The 13,117-nt window shown below is 38.0% G+C and carries 13 protein-coding genes; 11 read left to right on the top strand and 2 right to left on the bottom strand.

The genetic code is table 11. The annotated features are described in order from the left end of the window. Positions 1-36: 36 nt before the first annotated feature. Entirely contained in the window at positions 37-1,002 is a 966-nt protein-coding gene (locus RYK20_RS06045; protein ID WP_314894780.1) for a 2-hydroxyacid dehydrogenase, read from the top strand. On the opposite strand, the gene yidD is transcribed toward RYK20_RS06045, so the two are convergent. Both yidD and RYK20_RS06035 read right to left on the bottom strand, forming a co-directional pair. Next, positions 953-1,177, bottom strand: a complete 225-nt coding sequence (gene yidD, locus RYK20_RS06040) for a membrane protein insertion efficiency factor YidD (protein WP_311456919.1) — start codon at positions 1,175-1,177, stop codon at positions 953-955. The genes RYK20_RS06045 and yidD overlap by 50 nt on opposite strands. 61 nt (positions 1,178-1,238) lie before the next feature. After that, positions 1,239-1,979: a hypothetical protein gene (locus RYK20_RS06035; RefSeq protein WP_314894779.1), complete on the bottom strand. Its 741-nt coding sequence runs from the start codon at positions 1,977-1,979 to the stop codon at positions 1,239-1,241. A gap of 265 nt (positions 1,980-2,244) precedes the next feature. Between RYK20_RS06035 and RYK20_RS06030 the strand changes: the two genes are divergently transcribed. From RYK20_RS06030 to RYK20_RS05985, 10 genes are all read left to right on the top strand, one after another. Continuing rightward, the gene (locus tag RYK20_RS06030) at positions 2,245-2,517 is read left to right on the top strand and encodes a hypothetical protein (protein WP_314894778.1); all 273 of its coding nucleotides are present in this window, start codon (positions 2,245-2,247) and stop codon (positions 2,515-2,517) included. Positions 2,518-2,587: 70 nt separating this feature from the next. Next, the gene (mutL, locus tag RYK20_RS06025; RefSeq protein WP_314894777.1) at positions 2,588-4,423 is read left to right on the top strand and encodes a DNA mismatch repair endonuclease MutL; all 1,836 of its coding nucleotides are present in this window, start codon (positions 2,588-2,590) and stop codon (positions 4,421-4,423) included. A gap of 13 nt (positions 4,424-4,436) precedes the next feature. Further along, positions 4,437-5,438: a UDP-N-acetylmuramate dehydrogenase gene (gene murB, locus RYK20_RS06020; protein ID WP_314602920.1), complete on the top strand. Its 1,002-nt coding sequence runs from the start codon at positions 4,437-4,439 to the stop codon at positions 5,436-5,438. Between the two features lie 39 nt (positions 5,439-5,477). Beyond that, the gene (locus RYK20_RS06015) at positions 5,478-6,422 is read left to right on the top strand and encodes a pseudouridine synthase (protein WP_314894776.1); all 945 of its coding nucleotides are present in this window, start codon (positions 5,478-5,480) and stop codon (positions 6,420-6,422) included. Between the two features lie 12 nt (positions 6,423-6,434). Continuing rightward, positions 6,435-6,809, top strand: coding sequence for a hypothetical protein (locus tag RYK20_RS06010; RefSeq protein ID WP_314894775.1), 375 nt, complete (start codon positions 6,435-6,437; stop codon positions 6,807-6,809). A 3-nt stretch (positions 6,810-6,812) separates the two neighbouring features. Then, positions 6,813-7,556: a 23S rRNA (guanosine(2251)-2'-O)-methyltransferase RlmB gene (gene rlmB / locus RYK20_RS06005; RefSeq protein ID WP_311456914.1), complete on the top strand. Its 744-nt coding sequence runs from the start codon at positions 6,813-6,815 to the stop codon at positions 7,554-7,556. 83 nt (positions 7,557-7,639) lie between these two features. Then, positions 7,640-8,458: a ZIP family metal transporter gene (locus RYK20_RS06000; RefSeq protein ID WP_314894774.1), complete on the top strand. Its 819-nt coding sequence runs from the start codon at positions 7,640-7,642 to the stop codon at positions 8,456-8,458. Between the two features lie 246 nt (positions 8,459-8,704). Beyond that, positions 8,705-10,174: a Fe-S cluster assembly protein SufB gene (gene sufB, locus RYK20_RS05995; RefSeq protein ID WP_314894773.1), complete on the top strand. Its 1,470-nt coding sequence runs from the start codon at positions 8,705-8,707 to the stop codon at positions 10,172-10,174. Between the two features lie 486 nt (positions 10,175-10,660). Continuing rightward, positions 10,661-11,779, top strand: a complete 1,119-nt coding sequence (locus RYK20_RS05990) for a hypothetical protein (protein ID WP_314894772.1) — start codon at positions 10,661-10,663, stop codon at positions 11,777-11,779. Positions 11,780-12,047: 268 nt separating this feature from the next. Then, entirely contained in the window at positions 12,048-12,995 is a 948-nt protein-coding gene (locus tag RYK20_RS05985; RefSeq protein ID WP_314894771.1) for a hypothetical protein, read from the top strand. Positions 12,996-13,117: the final 122 nt, after the last annotated feature.

Below are 13,117 nucleotides of genomic sequence, written 5' to 3'. Positions count from 1 at the left end.
GTACTTTTGTGTATCATTAATTCTTAATTAGTAAAAATGAAAATATTACATATTGACAAGAACCATCCCTTACTATTAGAACAGCTTAACGAAGCTGGTTTTCAGAATGATATAGATTATGAAAGCTCCAAAGAGACAATCGAAACCAAAATAAATACTTATGATGGAATCGTTATTCGTAGTCGATTTCGTATTGACAAAAATTTTATTGACAAGGCTACACAGCTGAAATTTATTGCTCGGGTAGGAGCAGGTATGGAGAATATTGACACTGATTATGCAGAAAGCAAAGGCATCGCCCTTATCTCCTCTCCTGAAGGGAACCGAAATGCAGTGGGTAACCATACCTTAGCCCTATTATTAGCCTTGCTTAATAAGCTCAAAAAAGCCGATCAAGAAATCCGAAAAGGTATTTGGCTCAGGGAAGAAAATAGAGGACTAGAACTAGACTCCCTTACGGTAGGAATCATTGGCTATGGCAATATGGGAAAAGCCTTTGCAAGAAAATTACGAGGCTTCGATTGTCGAGTTCTCTGCTATGACATCAAGGAAAGTGTGGGTGATGATTGTGCTACTCAGGTATCCTTAGCGCATTTCCAAAAAGAAGTAGATGTGGTTAGCCTACATACTCCTGAGACTCCTCTCACCCTGAATATGGTCAATGAGGATTTTATCAAAGGATTTGCCAAAGATTTCTGGCTTATTAATACAGCTCGTGGTAAAAGTGTAAATACAGAAGATCTTGTAAAAGCTCTACAATCTGGGAAAATATTGGGGGCAGGACTAGATGTGTTAGAGTATGAACCTTCTTCGTTTGAGAACTTCTTTACTCAAGAACTTCCAGCTCCTTTTGCTTACCTATTAAATGCTGAAAATGTAATACTCACACCTCATATTGCAGGATGGACTCTTGAGAGTAAGACACTCCTTGCCCAAGTAATCGTAGATAAGATTAAGGCACTGGATCATAGCCTTTCCCTCCCCAAGGATGACAACGCATAATACGCCTTAGAGCAAGTGCTCCTCCTTTGAGAAGTCCATATTTGCGAAGGGCTTCTATGGCATAAGTGGAACAGGTAGGGCTAAAGCGACAAGTAGGAGGTTTCAAAGGTGAAATAGCTACCTGATAGAAGCGCACAAGCCAAATGAATGGATATGTAATAAGCCTTTTAAACATTTTTACTCAAATAAACGAAAGATTCTAAGCAAATAGTGCTAGAATCTTTCTGTTTATGTTGTTATTTTTTTCTTTTATTTCTATTTTGCTTGCCCTTCCCTTTAGGTTTATAGCTCTTAGTTTCTTCTTTATTTTCTCCTTGCTTTAAAGAAGTTGGTTTTTCTATTTTTTTCTCAACAGAAGCTTGTTCCTTAGCAGGAACATCTGTTTTCTGGTTAGAGGGTTGTTCCTCTAGAGTTTTACCAAGGGGTTCTATAATAGGGTCTCCTTCTGGTTGTTGAGCTTTTTTCTCAAAGATAGTATCTACCAGAATAGACTTCTCAGAGGTGTATTTATTCACAAAATAACTTCCATCTTTCTTAGGCTGTGTAATGTCTTCCTTTTTAATTTTATTAAGCTTATCATTAGCTGCAGAACGAATTTCTTCTATACGCTTATTAACATCTTCAATATTTGCTCTATCTTGCTTATTTTTCAAAGGAGGAAGCTCATTAATAACCACAGAACTATTTCTGAGTTGAGTTTCTTTTTTAAGGAAAGGCATCTCTAAGCTATTCTCTTTCTCTTCAAGCTGTTCATCTCGATATTCCTTAAGATACTTGTCCCAGAGGCTATGGATATGGTACAACCCCTTATAAGCAGGAATAAGCACTATAGCTATTAGGCAAGCCCAAAGGAATGTAACAGTCTCACTGGCAGGAGTAAAGAACATTGCCAGAAGAATCATCATAAAGAAAATCACACTCCCAATAAGGGAAATCATCATCAGCCAACCAAAGATAATTAAAAGTAAATTTTTCATTTTTCTTATATTGTTTTGTTTGTATTTATTTATATTTTTCCTTGTTACCTTATTCAAGGAGAAATAACTCTTATTCAGAATGCAAATATATCACTTTTTTAAGAAAAAAACAACCTTAGAACTATAAAAATTTTCAAACATCGCCACTGAGACTATCACAACTCTTCCCTTATGTATAAGTTTAAGAAAAAGAGCTGTTAATAAGTTTTCTGTTTTTTTAGCTAAAAATATTGTATTTTCGCACCTCAAAATAAGAATAGTTTTTGTGAAAATACGTTTTTTTAAGCTCCCTGCTATCAAGCCTTTCACCTATGTCCCTCGTTATTATAAGGAGACTGAAGAGAGAAATGGCTTTAGCATCCCCAAGCATCAGCTCCGCGCTCATTCCTTTCGCAAGCTCTGGGAGAGTTCTCGACAAAAACACCAATCCGCTAAGAGAAAATCCCCTAGTTATTCTCTATGGCTTATCTTTTTAGTATTATTATTTATTACTTTTTACTTATTTGATTTTGATATATCTTTTTTCTTTAGAAAATAACACTAAAACATTCTTTTCACACAAAAACAGTCTTAATTCATTATTAAGAAACCCTTAAAGAACCTTTTAAATGCCTGATATTATACGACTACTTCCTGATAATGTAGCTAACCAAATTGCGGCAGGTGAGGTCATTCAGCGTCCTGCCTCTGCTGTTAAGGAACTTTTAGAGAACGCTATTGATGCAAAAGCAAGCGAAGTAAAGCTATTCCTCAAGGAGGCTGGGCGTACGCTTGTACAAGTAGTTGATAATGGAATAGGAATGTCTCCTACTGATGCGCGCTTGGCTTTTGAACGACACGCTACTTCCAAAATCCGTATTGCAGAGGATTTATTTTCCCTTCATACAAAAGGATTCCGTGGAGAAGCTCTCGCCTCTATCGCTGCTGTGGCTCAGGTAGAGCTTATCACCTGCCAAGAGGGAGAGGAAGTAGGCACTTCTCTGCTGATTGAAGGAAATAAAATCATACAACAGCAACCGGTTGTCACTCAGAAAGGAACTTCTATTGCTATGAAGAATTTGTTTTTTAATATTCCTGCACGAAGAAATTTCTTGAAGTCCGACACAGTAGAATATCGGCATATCTTGGACGAATTCCATCGGGTTGCGCTAGCTCATCCTAACATCTATTTTTCCCTACATAATAACGATCAGGAACAAATAGTGCTCCCTGCCACCACTTTACAGAAAAGAATTGTTCAACTTTTTGGATCAAAGCTCAATGAAAGGTTGGTTCCTGTAGAGGAGCTGACAGATATTGTTCGGATACACGGTTATGTATGCAAGGGAAGTGCTAGAAAGAACAAATCTCTCCAGTTTTTTATCGTAAATAACCGATTTATCAGGAACAGATACCTACACCACGCCGTAACGAGTGCTTTTGAAGGACTCCTTAAGGAAGGAGAACAGCCTGAATATTTTCTGTATTTGGAACTTGACCCCAAGCATATTGATATCAATATACACCCTACTAAAACAGAAATTAAGTTTGACAATGATCAGGCTATCTATACCTTATTACGTTCAGCTATTAAGCATAGCCTAGGGCAGTTCCACATCTTCCCTACTATTGATTTTTCCTTGGACGAAAGCAATGAAGTCCCTTATAGTTATAAGGATAGAGAAGCCAAAACACCTACTTATCAGGTAGATAGAAACTTTAACCCTTTCCAGATGACCCAAGAAGAACCCAACCGCTCCTCTTCTTTCTCTAAGAAAGAAACAAAGGCTTGGGAAAGCCTCTATAGTATTCCCTCTTCTTATGGAGAACGTATCCCTTCCAAGGCTAATGAAAGCCTTGAGGAAGATAGCTCTGCTTCACCACTATTACAGCTGGAGGTAGAGAACAAAACTCGTACTATTTTATATTTCCAAAGAAAATATATCATTACTTATCTCAGGGACAAGATACTAATTATTAACGCCCCCAGAGCACACCAGCGGATCCTATATGAGCGATATTACAAGCGACTCAATGAGGGAAAAAGTGTAAGCCAGTCCTTACTTTTTCCTTTGGAATTTGAGTTCTCTTCCTCTGAAATTCTAAGCTTAGAACCTCTTATTCCATTACTTAACAAGGCAGGTTTTTTATTAGAAATCAGGCAGAATATAGTATCTGTAACAGGCTTACCTTCTCTAGTAAAAGAAAGTCAAGTACTGGAAATTCTACATACAATCCTTGAAGAATCACTGGAGGGAATCCCTCAAGAGGAATTCTCTCAGCAGGAAGCTCTCGCCAAGGATCTTGCAAGAAGCCTCTCCCTTAAGGCAGGACAATCCCTCTCTTTGGAAGAGCAAGAACAACTCGTATCAGATCTTTTTTCTTGTACAGAGACTACTCTTTCTCCTTTCGGAAAAAGAATATACACCTCACTGACACTAAATGAACTAGAAGGACGCTTCTAACCCTTGATTTTTTATGAAACAATACAAAGATATCTCCTTAAAGCCTTACAATACTTTTGGTATTGATCATAAGGCGCATTTGCTCATTGAAACTTCTTTTGAAGATGAGGTTATTGAGGCTATCTCCACTTATCCTTCCCTAAAAGTCCTAGGAGGAGGAAGCAATATCCTCCTTACCAAGGATATAGAAATTCCCTTACTGAGAATGACTTGCAAAGGGGTTACTATTGAACAAGAAAATGAAGACTATATTCTAATCAAAGCACAAGCAGGAGAGAATTGGAGTGAATTTGTTGATACCTGTGTGGCACAAGGTTACGGAGGAGTAGAAAATCTATCTCTTATTTATGGAAGTGTAGGGGCAGCCCCTGTTCAGAATATTGGAGCCTATGGGGTAGAGGTCAAGGATGTATTCCACTCATGTGAAGCCTTTGATCGTCAAACTAAAGAAAAAGTTACTTTCTATAAGGCTGATTGCCTTTTTGGCTATCGGGATTCTATATTCAAGCAAAGCAAAGGAAGGTATGTAATTCTCTCGGTTACCTTTCAACTTACCAAGAAAAATCATTCTTTCAAAACAGATTACGGAAATATCCAGAAAATACTCTCTGAGAATTACTGGGAAGAAACTCCTGAGCATATTGCTACAATTATCAAGCACATCCGAAGGTCAAAACTCCCTGACCCTAATGAATTAGGTAATAGTGGTAGTTTCTTTAAGAATCCTATTGTATCACGGGATTGTTTTCTTTCCCTCCAGAAGAGATATCCTCACCTTCCTCATTATTGGGTTTCCAATACACAAGAAAAAATCCCAGCAGCTTTCCTGATCGAAAGTTGTGACCTCAAGGGCTTAAGAATGGGAAAAGTTGGGGTGCATACCCAGCAACCCTTAGTACTTGTTAATTATGGAGGAGCTCTAGGAAATGATATCCTTTCTCTAGCTCATTACATACAAGAACAAGTAGAAAAACACTTCCAAATTTCTTTAGAAATGGAAGTGAATGTTTGGTAAGCTAATAAATATTTATTACTTTTGCGAAAAATTTGCCTGATGCAATCAAATTCTAAAAAAAATAACGAAAAGAAATCCTTTTCACCTAAAAATACTTCCGCTCAAGGAAAAGACAAACGTTTGTCCTCTAAAGAAAAATCTTTTAACTCTAAGAAAAGAGAGACTTCCAATAAGGAAAAGCCTTTTCTTTCCAAAGAGCAAGGATTTGAACCTGAATATACGAAACCTTTTTACAAAAAAGCAAGCAAACCTCACACCTCGGATGAAAGTAAGGGTATTCGCCTGAACAAATATATCGCCAATGCGGGTATCTGTGCTCGAAGAGAAGCCGATCGCTACATCAGTGCAGGGAATGTAGAAGTCAATGGAAAACCTATGACTGAATTGGGCTATCGTGTACAACCTTCCGATGTGGTAAAGTTTGACGGGAAAGTTCTCTCTGCGGAGAAAAAAGAATATATCCTACTGAACAAACCCAAAGGATTCATCACTACAACTCAGGACGAAAAAGGACGTAAAACCGTAATGGAACTTATTGCTGGAGCTGCCAAGGGCAATGTAAAACCTGTAGGACGCTTGGACAGAGCCACCACTGGGCTACTACTCTTTACCAATGATGGCGAACTAATGAAGAAGCTCACTCATCCCTCTCACGGTGTACGCAAAATCTATCATGTAATTCTTGATAAAAAATTAAACTTAACCGATTTTCATAAAATACAGGAAGGACTCACCCTTGAGGATGGCTTTATCCAAGTAGATGAAATTCATTTCATTGACAATGCTCCTCATAACGAATTAGGAGTGAAAATCCATAGCGGACGAAATCGCATTGTTAGGCGTATCTTTGAGCATCTAGGCTATGCGGTAGAAAAACTGGATCGTGTAGTCTTTGCGGGACTTACCAAAAAAGACCTCCCTAGAGGACATTGGCGCCTTCTCACTCAACAGGAGATTATTAACCTAAAAAATCTTAACCATTAAGCTCTTTATAATATGAGAAAACTATTATTTATCGGATTGCCTCTGCTGCTAATTTTCTTAGGTGGGTGGGTGTATATGAGCTATTTTTTTGTCTTTGGAGAAGGAGTTAAGTCGGGATACCTGAATTATGCAGTTTATAAGGGAAATATTTTTAAAACTTATGAAGGGAAGATTATTCAGGAAGGCTTTGCTAAAACCCAGAAAGGTATAGGAATGCAAAGCAATGAATTTGAATTCTCTATTGAAAATGAAAATATATTCAAGCAATTAGAGGTCAATAGTGGCAAATATTTTGACCTCCATTATAAGGAATATCATAACGCAATTCCTTGGCGAGGAAATACCGTTTATGTAGTAGATAGCATTGTAAAAATGCGTGAAAAATAGCCTATGGAAAGCACTCAAATATTCGGCTTACGCCCTGTAATAGAAGCTATAGAAGCTGGGAAGACTTTTAATAAAATTTTCATTCAGAAGGGACTCTCTGGAACACTCTTTACACAACTGAGTAAGCTTATCAGTACCCACCAACTACCTTATGCCTATGTCCCTGTGGAAAAGCTACATCGGCTTACTCGGGGAAATCATCAGGGAGTGGTGGCTGTACTTTCCCCTGTGGATTTTATCTCTCTGGAAGAGCTGGTGAGTCGCACCTCTGAGAGTACCAATACTCCTTTATTTCTTATTCTTGATCATCTTTCCGATGTGCGTAATGTAGGAGCCATTATTCGTACTGCTGAATGTACAGGAGTTAGCGGGGTTATCCTTCCCCTACAAGGAAGTGCTGCTATCAGTGAGGATATGGTAAAGACTTCTGCAGGAGCAATTTTCAATATCCCTCTTTGTAGAGTGGAAAACCTCATTGATGCTATCTATTACTTACAAGGAAGTGGCATTAAGGTAATAGGAGCTACTGAGAAATCCTCTTCTTTACTCTATGACCTTCCTCTTACCGAACCTTTAGCAATTGTAATGGGAGCGGAAGACGTCGGTATCAGCAAGGGAGTGCTTAAAGTGTTAGATGCACGTGCCAAGCTCCCTCTTTTAGGAGAAACAGCATCGCTGAATGTCTCTGTAGCCTGCGGTGCTTTTCTCTATGAAGTCGTCAGACAAAGGCTTAATAGTAGTCGATAAAATATTTTTTAGTGCAATCTAAAAATTATTTCCTTATTTCATAATTTATCCTTATCTTTGCACATCATAAAAAGGATATTATTATGATTAGCAATATTATACATTATCTAGAGGGTATTAACCCCATTCTTGCGGCACTCTATGCAACTCTTTTTACTTGGGGAGTTACTGCACTAGGTGCGGGACTTGTTTTTTTCTTCAAGAGCAGTAACAAGCTAGTAATGGATGCGATGCTAGGCTTCACTGGAGGAGTAATGGTTGCCGCCAGTATATGGAGCTTGCTGATTCCTGCCATTGAAATGAGTTCGGGTGAACGATTTGTCAAGGTAATTCCTGCCGTAATAGGCTTCCTATCAGGATCTTTATTCATATATACTTTGGATAGGCTCCTACCCCACTTTCACCCTAATTTCAAGCAAACAGAAGGGGTCAAATCCTCTTGGCAACGCACCACCCTCTTAGTCTTAGCTATCACACTACACAATATTCCTGAGGGCTTAGCTGTAGGAGTTCTTTTTGGAGGAGTAGCAGCTGGAATTCCTGAAGCCTCTATTGCTGGAGCTGTTACCTTAGCCATTGGGATTGGCTTACAAAACTTCCCTGAGGGAGTAGCGGTAGCTATGCCATTGCGCCGTATGGGGCTAAGCCGTTGGAAGAGCTTTTTCTACGGACAACTATCGGCTGTGGTAGAACCTATTGCAGGTGTGCTGGGGGCTTTTGCTGTCGTTTTTTTCACCCCTGTGCTCCCCTACGCCCTAGCCTTTGCAGCTGGTGCAATGATTTATGTTGTAGTAGAGGAAACAATTCCCGAATCACAACAAAGTCGGAATACGGATATTTCTACTATCGGTTTTCTTATAGGATTTGTGGTGATGATGGTGATGGATGTTACCCTAGGATAATACCCTAAAATTAGCCTTTTTAAAGTATTCACTCTTCTTAGAAACAAATGTAAAGTCTTCATTTTTAGATAGTTGATATTTTTATTTAATTTACTTATAAAGTCATAGCAAAAATCCATTCATTTTTTGTAGCATAATTGCAGAAAAAATAGTATTTTTGCCTCCCTATAATTTGCCTCCTTATACAATATTTTTTATAAAGGAGTTTAAAGTCTTTTTTTAATTGTAAATATAAAAATATACACAATGGCTAAATATACCGAAGAAGAGCTCAAGGTAGAATTGGAAAATAGTGAGTACAAATATGGCTTTTATACTGATATAGAGTCAGATACTTTCCCTAAAGGACTCAATGAAGAAGTGGTGATTGCTCTCTCCAAGAAAAAAAACGAACCCCAATGGATGACCGACTGGCGCGTGGAAGCTTTCCGTATCTGGAAGGCGATGCCAGAACCGCCACATTGGGCTAATCTGAAATTTGACACACCTGATTTTCAAGATATCGCTTACTATTCGGCTCCTAAGAAGAAGCCTAAACTCAATAGCTTGGACGAGGTAGATCCGCAGCTAATCGAGACTTTCCAAAAGCTAGGTATCTCCCTTGAGGAACAAAAACGCTTGGCAGGGGTAGAGGATAAACCAGCTGTGGCAGTGGATGTGGTTATGGACTCCGTATCAGTAGCCACTACTTTCCAAAAGACATTGGCAGAGAAGGGGATTATCTTCTGTGCCATCTCAGAGGCGATACAGAAACACCCTGATCTGGTTCGCAAGTACTTAGGTACAGTGGTGCCTAAGACAGACAACTTCTATGCGGCACTGAACTCAGCTGTTTTTACCGATGGTTCTTTCTGCTATGTGCCTAAGGGGGTACGTTGTCCTATGGAGCTTTCTACCTACTTCCGTATCAATCAGGCAGGTACAGGTCAGTTTGAGCGTACCTTGCTTATCGTGGATGAAGGTGCTTATGTCTCCTACTTGGAGGGTTGTACCGCTCCTAAGCGCGATGAGAACCAACTCCATGCCGCCGTGGTAGAGCTTATCGCTATGGAAGGAGGAGAAATAAAATACTCTACCGTACAGAACTGGTTCCCAGGGGATAAGGACGGTAAGGGAGGTGTGTATAACTTTGTTACTAAGCGTGCCTTAGCCGAGAAGAATGCTAAAATCTCTTGGACACAGGTGGAGACAGGTTCTGCTATTACTTGGAAGTATCCTTCCGTAGTGCTTAAAGGCGATAATGCCATAGGGGAATTCTACTCTATTGCTGTAACGAACCACTTCCAACAAGCCGATACAGGGACTAAGATGATACACTTGGGCAACAATACCAAATCTACCATTATTTCCAAAGGGATTTCGGCAGGTAGGTCACAGAATAGCTACCGAGGTCTGGTAAAGGTAGTGCCCAATGCCAAGAATGCCCGTAATTTTTCCCAATGTGATTCCCTATTAATGGGCAATAATTGTGGAGCACATACTTTCCCTTATATAGAAGCGAAAAACCCTACCGCTCAGATAGAGCACGAGGCAACGACTTCCAAAATTGGAGAAGACCAGATATTCTACTGTAACCAACGAGGGATAGATACCGAAAAGGCGATCTCCCTCATTGTCAATGGCTTTGGTAAGGAAGTGCTGAATAAGCTCCCTATGGAGTTTGCCGTAGAAGCCCAAAAACTCTTGGAGATTTCCTTAGAGGGTAGTGTGGGATAGTGACTAATGACGAGTGACCAGTGACTAATGACCAATGACGAATCTTGAGAGGTTTGTCATTGGTTATTATTTTAACAAAGCTATTTGTTTGTTAATGGGAGAGTTGAAACTCCTTAAGTAAAGTCAGCGTAGTCTTCTGTTTTTTAGAAGCTCGTATATCTCTTACAGAAAGACAAAACCAATGGAGACTTTTTAGGCTTTGTATAGCCCGAAAAAGTACCTTTAGGTCTCCTTGGGTTGCATAGGTACCTCCTTTTTTAATAGATTATAAAATCAGGACTTGAATAGTTAAACTTACCTGTAGTAAAGAAAATAATTCTGATAAATTTTTCGTACTTTTGTCCTGTAATATAGTAGTGTATTTTTTCTTCTACACTACAAAATAATTGATTTTTAGAAACTTTATTAACATACTACTTTTGTATCTTTTTTTCTATAAAAAGTAACCTTTTACAGAGCGTGTAAAACTTGAAACATTTATTTTATATGGATATGCAAAATTATAAAATCACTGCTAAAAGACCTTGTTGGGATCTTTTTGTAACGGACAATAAGCATTTGTTTGTTTTCACAGGTCAATATTGGACTAAGATAGATGAGAATTTTAAAGTACTATGGCGTGCTCCAGAAAGAGGGATGCTTAATGTTTCGATAAGAGGAGATAAGCTTATTTATATATCAAAAAAGAAAAACTTACATTGCTATGCTCTTATTGATATGCAAAAACTATTTGAAATAGAGCTAGGAGGAGAATCTTGTCTTATAAGGCAAGAAGATAAGGATATATCAACTTGTTATGTAAAAAAAATAGGGAAACATGATCAGAAAATATTGAAAATAGATATAAACAAGGGACAAATTGTACAACAAACTACTATTTCTCTATCTGAAAAATTATTAAAAGTCTTCAATAAAGGTATATTATCCTATCCGGAAGGAGGCGTGAAGAAATATGATAAAGAAACATTTGATTTTGTCTGGGAATACTCCTATGAAGAGGATATTTCTACTAAAGATGAGCACCCTATTCGTAATTATTTTAGAGACCTTGAAAGTTTTTATAAAACTTATGAATATTTGGATGATTACATTATAATGCAATATTATGATTATCTGCTATATCTTAATAATGAAACAGGGGAAAAGATAACTTCTTTTGAGGGTGCAGGTGTCAGCCATAAAAGTATGGTAGACTTAGATATATTACCCAAAGAGTTGGGATGTAACCATCCTATCTTGATACTTTTAAAAAATAATGAAGTCATTATGATTGACTTTAAAGCAGAAAAAGGGGCGACATTAAACTTTTTCCAAGGTAAATATGATGATAAATTTCCTCCTATTATAACAGAAGAAGGCAATGAAATAACTTTTGAGGCAATAGAACTTTGTTATCACAAAGGTAAATTTTATTGTAAGGCGGATGCTCCTAAATTGTCTTATTTGCTTATTTTTGATGGCGAAAAAGACTATTATGAGGCGGTTATCCCTCTAAATACAGGTTACTATAGTCCTATCTGTAGTTTTAATTATGCGTTTATTAATGATAAAATTTTTATAAGTGCCCCTGCTGAAGGAATGATGTTTAGGATAGAAATGAAATAATACCCCCTATTGAAAGGGCTGCCCGAAAAGTCTTATTCTTAAAGGGTGATTTGCAAATCGCTCCTACAGCAGGATCTAAAACAACTGTTTTAGACTTTGGACAACTTCTCTTTCTTTTATAGGGTGGATTTTACCAGTTCTAAAGTCTGATTTTTTATCGTTAAATATCTATTCTTACTTTTTTAAGGATTCTATTTGGAAAATATTAAGCAGACCTTGATAACCTTAATAGGAAATATTTAAGCTATAGAGATTAATAAAAACTACTATGCAAACAGAAATCATTTGGAAAACAACACTGAAAAACGGTATTTATGGAAGTCTTACCCCTCCACTTGCCGACCCCTTTAATCCCGACCATTTCTATATAGCTGATGGTTGGGGTTCCAAGTATGCCTCGATGCGATTGCATAAGCTCTCCTTCTCTACGGGTAAAGAAGTAGCCAATGTGTTGATACGCAACAGTGTGCGCTGTATGTATTTCAGCACAGATGGGCAATATATATTTGCCCTTACTGATAATAAAATATTCCAACTCAGCAGAGAGACTTTGGCAGTAGTCAAAAAACACGAAAAAGGCATACCTAAGTTCTCTGATTACGTAGCCTCCAATGACCAAGACACTCTTATACTAATGAATTTCAACAGTATAACTGTTACCGCTTACAACTATTTAGAAGGAAGTACAAGGAAAAAGAGAATCAAAGGAGAAGGCTGTGCCTTGATAACACGAGAAAAACCAGATACTTACCTCATAGCTTCTTACCAAAATGGGGTAATACAGCGCTATGATACCACAACAAACAAAATAGAACTTCTTTTTAAAACAGACAGCTTTCATTCCGTTTGCCGAGATAGTAAGGGCAATTGGTATTTCCATTTGGGGCAGTATATTCCGCCAAGGAGTAATACTACAGGGATTAAGAAGCCTTTGTACATCATACGAGTACTGAAAACAGATGGTTCTCAAAAGGACTATCCTCTGGGGCTCCCTTTTAAAAAACCCATACAACTTTCGGAAAATGAGCAATCACTCTTTTTAAGCAATGACCACAACCTATGGCAGTTCTCTTTGCAAGAAGAGAGGATAACAGATACAACTGTAATCTCAGGAGGCGAGAAACTCATTCATTTCTTTGAAAAACAGCAGTTTTTACTATGTGTAGAAGCTGATAGTGATTATAAAAAATTGGTAGGACGTAGCCTTCAACAGTAACGGATCTATTCCCAATAACCAAACACTAATGATTATTTTAGTATGAAATTATGCAAGCAAAAATCGTGGCAGTTTGAAACCTCGGGAGTAGAAGGCGAGGTAAAGCTCTTTGGTGTAAATAT

The organism is uncultured Capnocytophaga sp. (assembly GCF_963525585.1).
Taxonomy (GTDB): domain Bacteria; phylum Bacteroidota; class Bacteroidia; order Flavobacteriales; family Flavobacteriaceae; genus Capnocytophaga.
The sequence above is the reverse complement of the archived record's forward strand: the minus strand, read 5'-3'. Positions and strand labels throughout refer to the sequence as shown.